Source organism: Citrobacter sp. CK191 (assembly GCF_030333435.1).
GTDB classification, from domain to species: Bacteria; Pseudomonadota; Gammaproteobacteria; order Enterobacterales; family Enterobacteriaceae; genus Citrobacter_B; species Citrobacter_B koseri.
The window spans coordinates 218,777-233,771 of the sequence record NZ_JAOWFX010000030.1 but is presented as its reverse complement, the minus strand read 5'-3'; the positions used below and the strand labels follow the sequence as shown (position 1 = coordinate 233,771).

Sequence of the window (14,995 nt, the reverse complement as noted above, 5' to 3'; positions counted from 1 at the left end):
GGGAAATTTTATTGTTAATCCGGCCTGACAGCATCGTTAAAACCGCAGGCCGGACAAGGCGTTTACGCCGCCATCCGGCACAATGAGATGGCCTGATGGCGCTTAAAATCGCCTTATTCTTCGCTGTCGCCGTCGCGGGCGCGTCGTGGCGAGTCAATCTCAATACGATCGATGCGCTGCAAACCGCGCATCAGCGTACCGCGACGACCGCGCTCGCCGGTCACTTTTTGCAGCTCTTCAGGGCGCAGTTTGATTTTGCGCTTGCCGACATGAATCGTGAGCGTGCTTTGCGGCGGCAGAACGTAGAGCTGGGCCAGCGTATCGTCGCCTCTGGCCGCTTCCGCAGACGGAATGTTGATGATCTTGTTCCCTTTCCCCTTCGACAACTGCGGCAGATCGCTGACCGGGAACATCAACATACGCCCGGCGGCGGTGATCGCCAGCAGCATATCGGTTTCATCTTCAATCACCACCGGCGGCATAACGTGCGCGTTTTCCGGCAACGTGATCAGCGCTTTACCCGCGCGGTTGCGGGCCACCAGATCGTTAAAGGTACAGACGAAACCATAGCCTGCGTCCGAGGCCATCAGCAGTTTCTGCTCATCCCCTTCCATCAGCATATGCTCTACGGTCGCGCCCGGCGGCAGCGTCAGTTTACCGGTCAACGGCTCGCCCTGACCACGCGCCGACGGCAGCGTAATCGGGTCGATGGCGTAGCTGCGCCCGGTCGTGTCGATAAACACCACCGGTTGGTTGCTCTTGCCTTTCACCGAGGCTTTCCAGCTGTCGCCCGATTTATAGTTCAGACCCTGCGCGTCAATATCATGGCCTTTGGCGCTACGCACCCAGCCCATCTGCGACAGCACGATCGTCACCGGTTCAGACGGCAGCATGTCATGCTCGCTCATCGCTTTAGCTTCTTCACGCTCGCGCAGTGGGGAGCGGCGATCGTCGCCATACGCGTCTGAATCCGCCTGCAACTCTTTCTTCAGCAGGGTGTTCATTTTGCGCTCGGAGGCCAGAATGCCCTGCAATTGATCGCGTTCTTTCGCCAGCTCATCCTGTTCGCCGCGAATCTTCATCTCTTCCAGTTTGGCGAGATGGCGCAGTTTCAGTTCGAGGATGGCTTCGGCCTGAGTTTCCGTGATGCCAAAACGCGACATCAGCGTCGGTTTCGGTTCATCCTCATGGCGGATTATCTCAATCACTTCGTCGATATTGAGAAACGCCACCAGCAAACCTTCCAGAATATGCAGGCGCTTGAGGACTTTCTCCAGACGATAGTTCAGGCGACGGCGCACGGTATCGCGACGGAACGCCAGCCATTCGGTCAGGATCTCCAGCAGGTTTTTCACCGCCGGGCGACCGTCCAGACCGATCATGTTCAGGTTGATGCGGTAGCTCTTTTCCAGGTCCGTGGTCGCAAACAGGTGGTTCATCACCTGCTCCATATCCACGCGGTTGGAACGCGGCACGATCACCAGACGGGTCGGATTTTCGTGATCGGACTCGTCGCGCAGATCGTCAACCATCGGCAGCTTTTTGTTCCGCATCTGGGCGGCGATCTGCTCCAGTACGCGAGCGCCGGATACCTGGTGCGGCAGCGCGGTAATCACCACCGCGCCATCTTCTTTTTTCCATACCGCGCGCATACGCACGGAGCCGCGACCATTTTCGTAAATCTTACGGATTTCCGCACGGGAGGTGATGATTTCCGCTTCGGTCGGGTAGTCCGGCCCCTGCACGATATCCAGCACCTGCTCAAGCGTTGTTTTCGGCTGCTCAATCAGGGTGATCGCGGCTTTCGCCACTTCGCGCAGGTTATGCGGCGGAATGTCTGTCGCCATCCCAACGGCGATGCCGGTGGTGCCGTTGAGCAGAATATTGGGCAGACGCGCAGGCAGCATCTTCGGCTCTTGCAGGGTGCCATCAAAGTTCGGCACCCAGTCCGCCGTCCCCTGACCGAGTTCACTCAGCAGGACTTCCGCATATTTCGACAGGCGGGATTCGGTATAACGCATCGCCGCGAAGGATTTCGGATCGTCCGGCGCGCCCCAGTTCCCCTGCCCGTCAACCAGTGGGTAACGGTAAGAGAACGGCTGCGCCATCAGCACCATCGCTTCATAACAGGCGCTGTCGCCGTGCGGATGGTATTTACCCAGCACGTCGCCGACGGTACGGGCGGATTTTTTAAATTTGGCGCTGGCGTTCAGCCCCAGTTCAGACATCGCGTACACGATGCGACGCTGAACCGGCTTCAGTCCGTCACCAATAAACGGCAACGCCCTGTCCATGATGACGTACATGGAGTAGTTCAGATAGGCGTTTTCCGTGAATTCATGCAGCGCAAGGCGCTCTGCCATATCGCTCATTAATCGTGGTTCCTCAACTGTTAGCCTGAACAATAACCCAGTATCCGTCAGGCAATATTGCCGCAGATACTACCTTATCTGGCGCGTTGAGTCACAAAGAAAAAGGGCCGCGAGTGCGGCCCTGATGGGGTTTATTTGGCGACTTTGGTGATTTGCTTCACGTCGATTTCAACGGAATTCCAGTCTTTATCCACTTCGCCCTGGATTTCAACCAGGTCCTGCGGCGTTACGGTAACGCCGTTCCAGCGTTTGTGGTCGATATCGACATTCACCGTCCCGGTGGCATCCTTGAACAGATACAGATCGTCGGAGATACGCTCAACGATGTTACCGCGCAGGGTGACCCAGGCGTCATCACGCATTGATTTCGCGCTTTCTACGGTCGTATTACTCCCGTTCGGGCCAACAAACCCGCCGCCCTGACTTTGCGTCGCCGTCGGGCCAGAAAATCCACCTTGCTGAGCCGCCAGAACCGGAGCGGAACACAACGCCATTACGGCAACCATTGCAGCCAATTTTTTCATGACTCTCTCTCCCTTTTTACGCTGTTTCGTCTCAATTAAATAAGGTAATCCTTAACAACTTCTTAAGGCAAAAAAAGATACTTTTTTTTCTGTACAACGCGCGCCGCGACAGGGTTTACTGGCGAGAGAAAGAGTCACCGCAGGGATGAACATATGCGTATTTTACTGGTAGAAGATGACGCGCTGATTGGCGACGGCATCAAGGCGGGTTTAAGCAAAATGGGATTCAGCGTCGACTGGTTCACCGAAGGTCGTCAGGGTAAAGAAGCGCTCTACAGCGCGCCTTATGATGCGGTGATCCTCGACCTTACGCTACCGGGGATGGACGGGCGGGATATCCTGCGCGAATGGCGTGAACAGGGAAAACGCGAACCCGTATTGATTCTGACGGCGCGCGATGCGCTGGCGGAACGCGTGGAGGGGCTGCGTCTGGGAGCGGACGACTATCTGTGCAAACCTTTCGCGCTGATTGAAGTCGCCGCCCGCCTGGAGGCGCTGTTACGCCGCGCTAACGGCCAGGTGAGCAACGAACTGCGCCACGGCCAGGTTACGCTCAATCCCGGTAATCTGGTCGCGACGCTGGCAGGCGATCCGCTGCCCCTGAAGCCGAAAGAGTTTGCCCTGCTGGAGCTGCTGATGCGCAACGTCGGGCGCGTGTTGCCGCGTAAGCTCATCGAAGAGAAGCTGTATACCTGGGACGAAGATGTCTCCAGCAATACCATTGAGGTACATGTTCATCATTTACGCCGTAAGCTGGGCAGTGATTTTATCCGCACCGTACACGGGATCGGCTACACCCTGGGCAACCCATGAAACTCACACAACGTCTCAGCCTGCGCGTCAGGCTCACGCTTATTTTTCTGATCCTGGCCGCCATCACCTGGGTGGCCTCCAGCTTCGTGGCCTGGAAACAGACGACCGACAACGTCGACGAGCTGTTTGATACCCAGCTCATGCTGTTTGCGAAGCGCCTTATTACTCTGGATGTCAACGAAATCTCGGCGCCTGAACGGATGGCGCAGACGCCGAAAAAATTGAAGCATGGTCATGTCGATGACGATGTGCTGGCCTTTGCGGTGTATACCGCCGACGGCAGAATGGTGCTGAACGATGGCGATAATGGCCGGGATATTCCCTACAGCTACCGTCGGGAAGGTTTTGATGACGGATACCTGAATGGCGATGATGATAAATGGCGTTTTGTCTGGCTGACCTCTGCGGATGGCAAGTACCGTATCGTCGTCGCTCAGGAGCTGGAGTACCGCGAGGATATGGCGCTGGCGATTGTCACCGCGCAGCTAACGCCGTGGCTGATCGCGCTTCCGCTGATGCTGCTCATCCTGATTGTACTGCTTAGCCGGGAACTCAGGCCGCTGAAAAAGCTCGCCCAGGCGCTGCGTTTGCGCTCCCCGGAATCGGAAGAGCCGCTTGACGATAAGGGTGTGCCAAGTGAGGTTCGTCCGTTAGTCAGCGCGCTCAACCAGTTATTTGCCCGTACGCATTCGATGATGGTGCGCGAGCGGCAATTCACGTCGGACGCAGCGCATGAGTTACGCAGCCCGCTCACTGCACTGAAAGTACAAACCGAGGTGGCGCAACTCTCGGACGACGACCCGCAGGCGCGTCAAAAAGCGCTCATGCAACTGCATACGGGGATTGAGCGCGCCACGCGCCTGGTGGACCAGCTCTTAACCCTTTCACGGCTCGACTCGCTCGATAACCTGCAAGATGTCGCGGAAGTCTCGCTGGAGGCGCTATTGCAATCCGCCGTAATGGATATCTGGCAACCGGCCCAGCAGGCGCATATTGACGTGCGTCTGCACGTTAACGCCCACAACGTCACGCGCACGGGCCAACCGCTGCTGCTCAGCCTGCTGGTGCGCAATTTGCTGGATAACGCCATTCGTTACAGTCCACAGGGCAGCGTGGTGAACGTGACGCTGAATGCCCGGTATTTTACCGTCCGGGATAATGGCCCCGGCGTTTCGCCAGCGGTGCTGGCGCGTATCGGCGAACGATTCTATCGCCCGCCAGGTCAGAGCGTCACCGGCAGTGGTCTGGGTTTGTCGATTGTCCGCCGTATCGCCTCGCTGCATGGGATGAGCGTCTCGTTTGGCAATGCGCCGGAAGGAGGCTTTGAAGCCGTAGTAACCTGGTGATCGCAAGATTATTGCGCAATGAGCAAAAGACTTTGCACATTTTGCTCATTTCGCCGGGCCGCTCATCTGCGTAAAATCTGTTTCAAACGCATTCCTGAGAGGACAAATAATGAGCAACATTCTGATTATCAACGGGGCGAAAAAATTTGCGCACTCCAATGGTCAGTTGAACGACACCCTGACCGAAGTGGCGGATGGCCTTCTGCGCGACCTCGGGCATGATGTCAAAATCGTCCGCGCTGAAAGTGATTACGATGTCAAAGCCGAAGTCCAGCACTTCGTCTGGGCTGACGTGGTTATCTGGCAGATGCCTGGCTGGTGGATGGGCGCGCCGTGGACCGTAAAAAAATACATGGATGACGTCTTTACCGAAGGCCACGGTACGCTGTACGCCAGCGATGGCCGCACCCGTTCGGACGCGTCAAAAAAATACGGCTCCGGCGGTCTGATTCAGGGGAAAAAATACATGCTTTCTCTGACCTGGAACGCACCGATGGAGGCCTTCACCGACAACGATCAGTTCTTCCACGGCGTTGGCGTGGATGGCGTATACCTGCCGTTCCACAAGGCCAATCAGTTCCTCGGAATGGAAGCGCTACCGACCTTTATCACCAATGACGTCATCAAAATGCCGGATGTCCCGCGTTATATCGCAGAATATCGCAAGCATCTGAGCGAGATTTTTGGTTAACTAGTAGCCTGGAATTAGAAGGAGTTAACCATGCTTACTGTCATTGCTGAAATCCGTACCCGTCCAGGTCAACATCACCGTCAGGCGGTACTGGATCAGTTTGCCAAAATCATTCCGACCGTGCTGAAAGAAGAGGGTTGCCACGGCTACGCGCCGATGGTCGATCACGCTGCGGGCGTGGCCTTTCAGACGACCGCACCTGACTCAATCGTGATGGTTGAACAGTGGGAAAGCGTTGCGCATCTCGAAGCGCATTTGCAAACCCCACATATGAAAGCCTACGCCGAAGCCGTTAAAGGCGACGTGCTGGAAACAAGTATCCGTATTCTGGAGTCAGGCGTTTAAGTTTTGCGCTAAATGCCGGATGGCGCTTCGCTTATCCGGCCTACAGCACGACAGCGCATTCCCTGAATGTAGGCCCGGTAAACGCAGTGCCACCGGGCAATTCCAGGCAATATGGTTACCAGTACAGCTTCCAGCACTGGGTAAACCGCGTTAACGCTTCCACGTAGAAATAATCCCCCCAGCTTGCACACTCATCGACCCCTTTGTTGCTCGAAAGGTGGTACACCGAATGTTTCAACAGCCCGTTCCCCTTCTCATTTTTCGCCATCAAATAGCGCTTCGTTAGCGATGACATGATTCCCATCGCCCACTGCTGATAACGCTCACGATCCGGATCGGTCACAGGCAGGTGTTTGATCAACTCCAGCAGGCCGCACACAGCAATCGCCGCCGACGAAGCGTCACGCAGCGCGTCTGTCCCCACCAGCGCCAGATCCCAATGGCAGACCGCGTCTTCCGGCAGGCGATTAAGGAAATAGTTCGCCAGCTTTTTCGACAGCGCCACCATCTCTTTGTCGCCCGTGTAGATATAGCTCAGCAGGAAGCCATAAATCCCCCACGCCTGACCGCGCGACCAGCATGAATCATCCGCATAACCCTGCTGGGTGTTGCCGTAACGCGGCGCGCCGGTTTTCACATCCATGTAGTAAGTATGGAAGGTAGACGCATCTTCACGAATCAGGTATTTCGCGGCCTGCGCCACATGGGCTTTTGCCGCCTCGGCAAAACGCGGATCGCCCGTCTGCTCGCTCGCCCAGTACAGCAGCGGCAGGTTCATGTTGCAGTCGATGATCATCCGCCCGGCCTGTTCGGGATCGTTAAGATCGCCCCACGCCTGGATAATCTGCGCCTTTTCATGGAAACGCTCCAGTAGCGCTTCCGCCGCCATCAGCGAAAAACCACGCGCATCACGGTTGCCCGTCAGTCGCCAGGCTGCGACGCAGGACAGGGTATAAAGGAACCCCAGATCGTGGGTGTTGGTGTCGTGGCGTCCGGCAATACGCAGGCCAAAAGAACGCACATGTTTTTCCGCCAGTTCACGATATTTCGCCTCGCCGCTCATCTCCCACGCCAGCCACAGCTGCCCGGTCCAGAAGCTGGTGGTCCACTCAACGTTGTCAGTTAACGGGTAATAACCTTTAACGCAGGTTTCGGCAGGAAATTTTTCACCGAATTCCGTTAAATGACGGCTAATCAGTTCGAGGACGTGTTCACGCGCGCCGATCATTTCATCCTGAAAAGTTCCGGCGTCAACCGGGCTGCCAGGAAATGCGCGCAACGTTTCCTCAACGATATGATTTAACATATTTCGGTTCCTTCTAAATTAAACCCAATGAAATTTAATGCGCCGTATTATTTTCGGCGATCTCAATAGCAGTACGATGGCGGGATTTACTCTGACATGCCGATAAGGTAAATGCCGAAATAAGCGTAAAGGTCAGTGCAATAATCCCCATGATGATATACGTTTTCTCAAAACCAATTCGGTCATACATTAATCCGGCAGGTGAAGAGATCACCACATTGCCGACATACAGCATCGCCTGATAGCCCAATAAATACATGGTCGCATTGACGCGTTTATCAAAGTGTTCAGCAATGTATTTAAAGACCGAAACCAACAGCAGACAGATTTCCAGACCATACAGCGGCTTCAGTACAGAGATGAGCAAGTGTGAATCACACAGCCCGGAAATAATCAGACGCGCGCCAACCAGCGCCCCCACAATCAACAAACCGCGTTTAGCACCGATCGCGTTAACAAATAATGGAACCACCATATACATGACAAATTCCATTCCCGACTGCACGGTTCCCAGATAGCCAAACACCGCGTTGCCTTCATGAACGTCAGAGAAGAAGGTGACAAAGTAGCGGGAGAACTGCTGCTCTGCGATAAACATCATCCACGCCACGCCGGCGACATACAGGCAGAACGCCCAGAACTTACGGCTGCGCAACAGCGCGTAGACATCCGCCGGGACGATTTTCTCTTTTGTCAGCACGTCCGCTGCGTTTGCCGCATTCACATTCACTTTCAGACTCAGCAGTACCACCAGCATCACCACCGACGCCACGCTGCCCATAATGAAGTTATACGCCGGAGAGAGGTTAAACAGCAGGCCGGAAAACGACGACGCCACCGCCCACCCCAGCGAGCCCCACATACGGATTTGGCCAAACTCCATGCCGTTAAGACGGCTGAAGCGGTCAGAGTAGGATTCACAAGCCGCCACGCCAGCATACCAGGCAAAGCTCAGGTAAATCGCGCCGATAACTATGCCCAGCATGGTGTTTGAAAGCAATAATGGTTGATAAACATAAATAAAGAATGGCGCCATTAGTGCCGACATCATAACAACAAAATAGAGCAGGTATTTGCTCATGCCGATTTTATCGAGAATGTAGCCATAAATGGGCTTCAGAATGACCGCAAAAATACCGTTTACTGCAAACACCGTACCAATAACCGTGCCGCTTAGCTGTGCTTTCTGCCCCAGCCAGATGGCCAGTAAACCAATACTGGCAGACCAGGTAAAGAAATAGAGGAATATAAAGCTACTGATTTTATAATATTCAGTTCTGTTATTTGTTGAACAATTTTTCATACCATCCTCGCCAACGTGTAGGGGCCAGAGTTTTATAAAAAGAACGATAACTGGCGTGCGCTTTCTGGTTCGCGAATAACCACCTGGTTATCGTTTATTTGCAGTTGCGGAATTGCCGTATATTTTTTCTGTTGCCCGGAAGCAGAAACCGCGCAACACAGCCAGCTTTCGCCCTGTGCAATTTCTGCGGTAAGCAGTGGAATCGCGGCGCATTGTGCAAACATAATGCTGCTGTTCGGCGGCGTAATAATGCTGTCCGGCTGGCGGGCCAGCGCGGGCGACAGATCGACGATCGTGCTGCATCCGTTCTCTGCCGCCAGGTAGCATCCGCGCTCACTGAGCTGATGCGCCGTTTTCATCACCGCAAAGCCGCCTTCCACGGTTTGCAACGTTCGCGCGCTGTGGATGCGGTGCAGGCGGAGATGCCACTCGCCGAAGGGCGCCAGCCAGGTCTCGACAGTGACGTCATGCCACGGAGACCAGCGGGAAAAAATAAAATTCTCATCGACCCGCACTTCGTCGCAGCGACGGCGGCCACGGAAATAGTTGTCGCTATCCGCCAGCAGCAGCATGGAGTCACACGCCGCATGTTTAAGGCCATAGCGTCCGCGTTCAATGGTGAAACCAAAACGGCTGGAGTAGGCAAACTTCGTGTATTTCGCTTCGGTGTTAACGTAGTTATTCAGTTCAAGCTGGCCCGAAGTCAGCATCGTGACATGGTCTGAATTCTCACTGTGCTGCAAAATTTGTGCGGCATGGGGAATAACGTGTTTTTCTGCGCATTGCGGCAACGGGAGTTCTTCGGCCTGCCAGAAGGCGTGATCGTCCGGCAAGGCGAGGATCAAAAAGACCTTCAGCGCCCAGTAAGGGGAGCCCGGCGAGTTGTAATCTTCACACATCGCCAGATTCGGATAAGTAAACCCCAGCGTCAGAATGCCGTCACGATCGACAATCGGCTGCTGCTGCCACCAGCGCAGATGCCGCAGGATCACCCCTTTAATCACGCCCGGCGAGAAGACATCCAGCTCAGCAAACGCCGCCGCGCTCCAGAACGCGACCATCGCAAAGCGATAGGTCAGACTGCGGCCAAACGGTACGGATGCGCCATCTGCTGCCGACATGTAGATAAAATCAGCGGCAAACAGGCGAGCGCGTTCGCGCAGGGTGGCGACACGGGCAGCATCTTCCGGGTTCAGCGTGGCGTACAGCAGCCCGTAAAAATGGAAAGCCATCGAGATGTAGTAATCTTTTGGGCGACCGGGGCCATCGGCATACCAGCCGTCACCCAGGTAGTACGCTTCCATCATCGTAAAACGGCGGTCGATCGCCGCCTGATCGAACGGCAGCCCGGCACGTTTGAAACCCAACTGGACGATAATCGCAAAGTAGTTCCAGTTGCTGTCCGGCATTTGCGCGTCGGTGATCTGGTTTAGCCAGCGATGAAGATTCGCCAGTTCCGTTTCGCTGAACTTGTCGGTTAAACGCGTTTGCAGCAACGCCAGGCCGAGGCCGTAGGCGGCCATCTCAACCAGGCGCTGATCGTAAGGGTCGGTATCGCCCCAGTAGTGCGGACTGAGTGGATCGGTGCCGAGTTTAATCGCCTGAATATACTTATCAGCAAACGGCACCTCAGCGCCGCCAGCCATCAGAGGAAACAGACCCCATAACGCTCTGGAGAGCCCTTCCATGCAGGCGATATCCACACTGTAGTGCGCGCAAGTGTCACCCAGTGAAAACTGCGCCGCCCCTGCGGGAAACTGTTTATCCAGCGCGCTCAGCATCGTTGTGACGGCGCTGATTACGTCTTCACGGAATGACAATGGATTTGATTTTTCTTCAGTTGCCGACCACATACTCTGCCCCTCTGAATTAAGTGGCTAAAGGATAGTGAATCGCCGACAAGCGGAAATGTTATCTCAATCACACCAATAGAATTAAAATAAAACAGTGATTGAAAAAATTTAAAAACAAGGTTTATAAACCAGAATTCAGCGGCAAAAATTTAAATCTGTTGCACTATGAATGCACCCTCATCTCAGGAACATCTGGAACTGATCGCGCTCAATGACGCCATTGCGTCATTTAGTCGATTATTTGCTAACTCGGTTCGCTATCACCACTGGCATCAGTGTCTGGAGGTGCTGTATGTGGAGGAAGGATTTGGCGTGGTGATCGTCGATCACCAGCAATACACCATGCGGCCAGGTCGATTGTTCTTTTTCCCGCCCTTTACCCTGCATAAAATCATGGTGGATGAGCAGGCGCAAGACCACTACCGCCGAACCATTATTCACCTCGATCAGCATGCGGTACTGAAAGTGCTGCGCGATTTTCCGCTTAATCAACAGCGTCTGCAAAGTCTGACCGTACGTGGCGGCGAGGCCAGAGTATTCGATGTGGCGGATATTCACCCGCACGTTGATTTTCTCTTCAGCCGTTACGAAAAAATGGCAGCGCTCAAGCCGCTTAACGCCGAACAGATTTCCTGCCTGTTATTGAGTTTATTTAGCCTGTTGCCCGAAGATAACGTCAATATGACGGAGATTGGCACCGGAATAGCAAGCCAGGTGATGTTCTGGCTGGATGAGAACTACACCCGTAAATTCAGCCTCAGCGAGCTGGCAGAAGAGTCAGGAAAATCAAAAAGCTACATTTCCCGGCGCTTTCATTTTGAAACCGGTGAAAGCATCCTCAATTACCTCAATACCCTTCGGTTACGCAAAGCCTGTGAAGCGTTGTTACACAGCGAGGAGAGTGTGCGGGAGATTGCCCGACAAGTGGGGTTTTCAGACGTGACGTACTTTATTAGTGCCTTTGGCAAAGGGATTGGCGAAACGCCGTTACAGTATCGCAAGCGGCATAGACAGTAACGCCGGATGACGCTTCGCTTATCCGGCCTACGGGCACAATGCGAGCGTAGGCCGGATAAGGCATTCAATGGTCGATTACGCGTCGAGATCCGCCATATCGCCTTTTTCCTGCAACCAGTTGCGGCGGTCTTCGGAGCGTTTCTTCGCCAGCAGCATATCCATCATGGCGTTGGTACGCTGATCGTCTTCGTCGCTGATAGTGAGCTGCACCAGGCGACGGGTGTTCGGATCGAGCGTGGTTTCGCGCAGCTGCATCGGGTTCATTTCACCCAGACCTTTAAAGCGCTGCACGTTCGGCTTGCCTTTCTTACGCTTCAACTGTTCCAGCACGCCTGCTTTCTCTTCTTCCGTCAGCGCATAGTAGACCTCTTTGCCGAGATCGATACGGTACAACGGCGGCAGCGCAACATAGACGTGCCCGTGCTTCACCAGCGTGCGGAAGTGCTTCACAAACAGGGCGCAGAGCAGCGTGGCGATGTGCAGACCATCGGAGTCCGCATCCGCCAGGATACAGATCTTGCCGTAACGCAGCTGGCTCAGATCGTCGCTGTCTGGATCGATGCCGATCGCCACAGAAATATCGTGTACTTCCTGCGATGCCAGCACTTCATCGGAAGAGACTTCCCAGGTGTTGAGGATCTTACCTTTCAGCGGCATGATCGCCTGATATTCACGATCGCGCGCCTGCTTGGCGGAACCGCCCGCCGAGTCCCCTTCCACGAGGAACAGTTCGGTACGATTGAGATCCTGCGCGGTACAGTCCGCCAGTTTACCCGGCAGCGCCGGGCCGCTGGTCAGCTTTTTGCGCACCACTTTCTTCGCCGCGCGCAGTCGACGCTGGGCGCTGGAAATGGCCATCTCCGCCAGCAGCTCCGCAGACTGAACGTTCTGATTAAGCCACAGGCTGAAGGCGTCTTTCACCACGCCCGACACAAACGCCGCACACTGGCGCGAAGAGAGACGCTCTTTGGTCTGCCCGGCGAACTGCGGGTCCTGCATCTTCACCGAGAGCACGTAAGCGCAGCGATCCCAGATATCTTCCGCAGACAGCTTCACGCCGCGCGGCAGAATATTGCGGTATTCGCAGAATTCACGCATCGCGTCCAGCAGACCCTGGCGCAGCCCGTTCACATGAGTGCCGCCCTGCATCGTCGGTATCAGGTTAACGTAGCTTTCGGTCAGCAGCTCGCCGCCTTCCGGCAGCCACAGCAGCGCCCAGTCTACGGCTTCCGTATCACCGGCAAAATTACCGATAAACGGTTTTTCAGGAAGGGTCGGCAGGCCGTTAACCGCTTCGCCCAGATAGTCGTTCAGGCCATCCTGATAGCACCAGCGCTGCTCGCTATTGTTGACCTCATCTTTAAAGGTGATTTCAACGCCAGGGCACAGCACCGCTTTCGCTTTCAGGATATGGGTTAAGCGAGAGACGGAAAAACGCGGGCTGTCGAAAAAAGTTTCATCCGGCCAGAAGTGAACGCTGGTGCCGGTATTACGTTTACCGCATGTCCCGACAACCTGAAGATCCTGCACTTTCTCGCCGTTTTCAAAGGCGATGCTATAGACCTGGGCATCGCGACGCACGGTGACTTCCACGCGTTTTGACAAGGCGTTGACGACGGAAATCCCCACCCCGTGCAGACCGCCGGAGAACTGGTAGTTCTTGTTGGAGAACTTACCGCCCGCATGCAGTCGGCAGAGGATCAGTTCAACCGCCGGAACGCCCTCTTCCGGGTGGATATCCACCGGCATCCCACGGCCGTCATCAATCACTTCCAGTGACTGATCGGCATGTAAAATCACATCCACGCGTTTTGCGTGACCCGCCAGTGCTTCATCCACACTGTTATCAATCACTTCCTGCCCAAGATGGTTCGGGCGGGTTGTATCGGTGTACATCCCCGGGCGGCGGCGTACCGGCTCAAGCCCAGTGAGTACCTCAATGGCATCAGCGTTATAAGTTTGCGTCATGATTTAAATTAGCAATTCGAATTGATTGTCAGAAACTGTGCAGTCCAAGGAAATCGACAATCTGGTTGAAATAATCTTCGAAGCCCGTGAATGCATGGTTTCCGCCCTCGATAACGGTCTGGCGGCAGGAGGCGTAATACGCCACCGCCTGGCGGTAGTCCAACACTTCATCCCCCGTCTGTTGCAGCAACCAGATCAAATCCGGCGCTTCCAGCGGGTCAATCTGCATGACTTTAAGATCGTAAATATGGCGAGACTCTAGCACATATTGCTGCCCGGTGTAGGGGTTCTCGTTCTGACCGAGGTAGTCGGTCAACAGTTCAAACGGCCGCACCGCCGGGTTCACCACCACCGCAGGCAACATAAAACACTGCGACAGCCAGGTGGCGTAATAGCCGCCCAGCGACGATCCAACGACGCCGAGCGGCGCTCCACCGTGTTCAAGCACGATAGATTCCAGCAACTCTGCCGCATCGGCAGGATACGGCGGCAGTTGCGGCACGATCATCTCAACATGAGGGTGGCGCTCCGCCAGCCAGCTTTTAAGCTGACATGCCTTTGCCGAACGCGGAGAGCTATTAAACCCATGCAGATAAAGAAGCGTAGACATCAGTATCCTTCCGAAGCGGTATCGGGTCGGAATTGAGTCCCCGGCAGACGATGCACTTGCGTTTCCAGAGAACCCTCGGCGTACAGTTCCAGCGTCCGCCAGCCTGGCCCTATCGTGTCCAGCGTGAAGTTCGCGCAGTGCGGCTTGAACTGGACGCAGGTGGACGGCGTCGCCAGCAGGCGGCGGCCATTCCAGTCAAGATCCAGCTCCTGATGAATATGACCGCACAGCAGGTATTTGACGCGTGGATAGTTCGCCAGCACGCTGTCCAGTTCGGCCGCGTTACGCAGGCTGTGCTGATCCAGCCAGCTGCATCCCGAAGGCAATGGATGGTGATGCAGAAGCAGCAAGGTGTGGCGCTCCGGCGCATCGGCAAGTTTGCGCTCCAGCCATTCAAGCTGAAAGTCGCTCAATTCACCATGCGGTACGCCAAAAACCTGGCTATCCAGCAGCAAGATTTGCCATTGATCGCCGATAAACACGCGTTTGGCCGGGGAGATCCCCGCTTCCTGCAACGCGCTGTACATCGCGGGCTGAAAGTCATGGTTACCCGGCAACCAAACGCAAGGCGCGCGAAAGCTTGCGATACCTTCAGCAAAGTGCTGATAGGCCGCAGCCGTTTGATCCTGCGCTAAATCACCTGTCGCCACGATCAGATCGTATTCGTGCTGCCCGGCATGAATCGCATCCAGCACCGCCTGGTAACTTTCCCAGGTATTCACGCCCAGCAGCGTTTCATGTTTTTCGGCAAACAGGTGAGTATCGGTAATTTGTAAGATCCTGACTCTGGCCTCACCAGCCAGAGGAAGGGTTAACAGGCTTTCCAAATGGTGTCCTTAGGTTTCAC

General features: G+C 55.1%; 13 protein-coding genes. 5 read left to right on the top strand and 8 right to left on the bottom strand.

Annotated elements, in window-relative coordinates; all coding sequences use genetic code 11:
• Positions 1-113: 113 nt before the first annotated feature.
• Together parC and OGV82_RS10555 are read right to left on the bottom strand one after the other, a co-directional pair.
• Positions 114-2,372, bottom strand: a complete 2,259-nt coding sequence (parC, locus tag OGV82_RS10560) for a DNA topoisomerase IV subunit A (protein WP_047461173.1) — start codon at positions 2,370-2,372, stop codon at positions 114-116.
• A 131-nt stretch (positions 2,373-2,503) separates the two neighbouring features.
• Complete coding sequence (locus OGV82_RS10555; RefSeq protein WP_012135152.1) at positions 2,504-2,896, bottom strand: YgiW/YdeI family stress tolerance OB fold protein; 393 nt, start codon at positions 2,894-2,896, stop codon at positions 2,504-2,506.
• Between the two features lie 153 nt (positions 2,897-3,049).
• On the opposite strand from OGV82_RS10555, the gene qseB reads away from it, so the two are divergent.
• From qseB to OGV82_RS10535, 4 genes are all read left to right on the top strand, one after another.
• Positions 3,050-3,709 (top strand): quorum sensing response regulator transcription factor QseB, encoded by a 660-nt coding sequence (qseB, locus tag OGV82_RS10550; RefSeq protein WP_012135153.1) that lies wholly within the window; start codon positions 3,050-3,052, stop codon positions 3,707-3,709.
• The gene (gene qseC, locus OGV82_RS10545; protein WP_012135154.1) at positions 3,706-5,055 is read left to right on the top strand and encodes a quorum sensing histidine kinase QseC; all 1,350 of its coding nucleotides are present in this window, start codon (positions 3,706-3,708) and stop codon (positions 5,053-5,055) included. Before qseB ends, qseC begins: the two co-directional genes overlap by 4 nt.
• Positions 5,056-5,164: 109 nt before the next feature.
• Positions 5,165-5,746 (top strand): NAD(P)H-dependent oxidoreductase, encoded by a 582-nt coding sequence (locus OGV82_RS10540; RefSeq protein ID WP_047461170.1) that lies wholly within the window; start codon positions 5,165-5,167, stop codon positions 5,744-5,746.
• A gap of 30 nt (positions 5,747-5,776) precedes the next feature.
• The gene (locus OGV82_RS10535) at positions 5,777-6,091 is read left to right on the top strand and encodes a putative quinol monooxygenase (protein WP_012135156.1); all 315 of its coding nucleotides are present in this window, start codon (positions 5,777-5,779) and stop codon (positions 6,089-6,091) included.
• 115 nt (positions 6,092-6,206) lie between these two features.
• Here OGV82_RS10535 and OGV82_RS10530 read toward each other — a convergent pair whose 3' ends face one another.
• Genes OGV82_RS10530 through OGV82_RS10520 form a run of 3 tightly spaced genes read right to left on the bottom strand, consistent with a single transcriptional unit; the run spans position 6,207 to position 10,553 of the window.
• Positions 6,207-7,397 (bottom strand): glycoside hydrolase family 88 protein, encoded by a 1,191-nt coding sequence (locus tag OGV82_RS10530; protein ID WP_047461167.1) that lies wholly within the window; start codon positions 7,395-7,397, stop codon positions 6,207-6,209.
• Between the two features lie 34 nt (positions 7,398-7,431).
• Positions 7,432-8,700, bottom strand: a complete 1,269-nt coding sequence (locus tag OGV82_RS10525; RefSeq protein WP_012135158.1) for an oligosaccharide MFS transporter — start codon at positions 8,698-8,700, stop codon at positions 7,432-7,434.
• Between the two features lie 32 nt (positions 8,701-8,732).
• Positions 8,733-10,553, bottom strand: coding sequence for a DUF2264 domain-containing protein (locus tag OGV82_RS10520; RefSeq protein WP_047461164.1), 1,821 nt, complete (start codon positions 10,551-10,553; stop codon positions 8,733-8,735).
• Positions 10,554-10,718: 165 nt separating this feature from the next.
• Between OGV82_RS10520 and OGV82_RS10515 the strand changes: the two genes are divergently transcribed.
• A complete protein-coding gene (locus OGV82_RS10515; protein ID WP_012135160.1) occupies positions 10,719-11,570 on the top strand; it encodes a helix-turn-helix transcriptional regulator in 852 nt (283 codons plus the stop codon).
• A gap of 75 nt (positions 11,571-11,645) precedes the next feature.
• On the opposite strand, the gene parE is transcribed toward OGV82_RS10515, so the two are convergent.
• From parE to cpdA, 3 genes are read right to left on the bottom strand one after another with little or no spacing between them, the layout of a single operon-like run.
• Positions 11,646-13,538, bottom strand: a complete 1,893-nt coding sequence (gene parE / locus OGV82_RS10510; protein ID WP_012135161.1) for a DNA topoisomerase IV subunit B — start codon at positions 13,536-13,538, stop codon at positions 11,646-11,648.
• A 28-nt stretch (positions 13,539-13,566) separates the two neighbouring features.
• Positions 13,567-14,148, bottom strand: coding sequence for an esterase YqiA (yqiA, locus tag OGV82_RS10505; RefSeq protein ID WP_012135162.1), 582 nt, complete (start codon positions 14,146-14,148; stop codon positions 13,567-13,569).
• On the bottom strand, positions 14,148-14,975 hold the full coding sequence (cpdA, locus tag OGV82_RS10500) for a 3',5'-cyclic-AMP phosphodiesterase (protein WP_012135163.1): 828 nt from the start codon (positions 14,973-14,975) through the stop codon (positions 14,148-14,150). The genes yqiA and cpdA overlap by 1 nt, the downstream gene beginning before the upstream one ends.
• Positions 14,976-14,995 lie beyond the last annotated feature (20 nt).

Coding starts and splice junctions, on each gene's coding strand:
- parC (WP_047461173.1), bottom strand. CDS start 2,372: ATGAGCGATATGGCAGAGCGCCTTGCGCTGCATGAATTCACGGAAAAC.
- OGV82_RS10555 (WP_012135152.1), bottom strand. CDS start 2,896: ATGAAAAAATTGGCTGCAATGGTTGCCGTAATGGCGTTGTGTTCCGCT.
- qseB (WP_012135153.1), top strand. CDS start 3,050: ATGCGTATTTTACTGGTAGAAGATGACGCGCTGATTGGCGACGGCATC.
- qseC (WP_012135154.1), top strand. CDS start 3,706: ATGAAACTCACACAACGTCTCAGCCTGCGCGTCAGGCTCACGCTTATT.
- OGV82_RS10540 (WP_047461170.1), top strand. CDS start 5,165: ATGAGCAACATTCTGATTATCAACGGGGCGAAAAAATTTGCGCACTCC.
- OGV82_RS10535 (WP_012135156.1), top strand. CDS start 5,777: ATGCTTACTGTCATTGCTGAAATCCGTACCCGTCCAGGTCAACATCAC.
- OGV82_RS10530 (WP_047461167.1), bottom strand. CDS start 7,397: ATGTTAAATCATATCGTTGAGGAAACGTTGCGCGCATTTCCTGGCAGC.
- OGV82_RS10525 (WP_012135158.1), bottom strand. CDS start 8,700: ATGAAAAATTGTTCAACAAATAACAGAACTGAATATTATAAAATCAGT.
- OGV82_RS10520 (WP_047461164.1), bottom strand. CDS start 10,553: ATGTGGTCGGCAACTGAAGAAAAATCAAATCCATTGTCATTCCGTGAA.
- OGV82_RS10515 (WP_012135160.1), top strand. CDS start 10,719: ATGAATGCACCCTCATCTCAGGAACATCTGGAACTGATCGCGCTCAAT.
- parE (WP_012135161.1), bottom strand. CDS start 13,538: ATGACGCAAACTTATAACGCTGATGCCATTGAGGTACTCACTGGGCTT.
- yqiA (WP_012135162.1), bottom strand. CDS start 14,148: ATGTCTACGCTTCTTTATCTGCATGGGTTTAATAGCTCTCCGCGTTCG.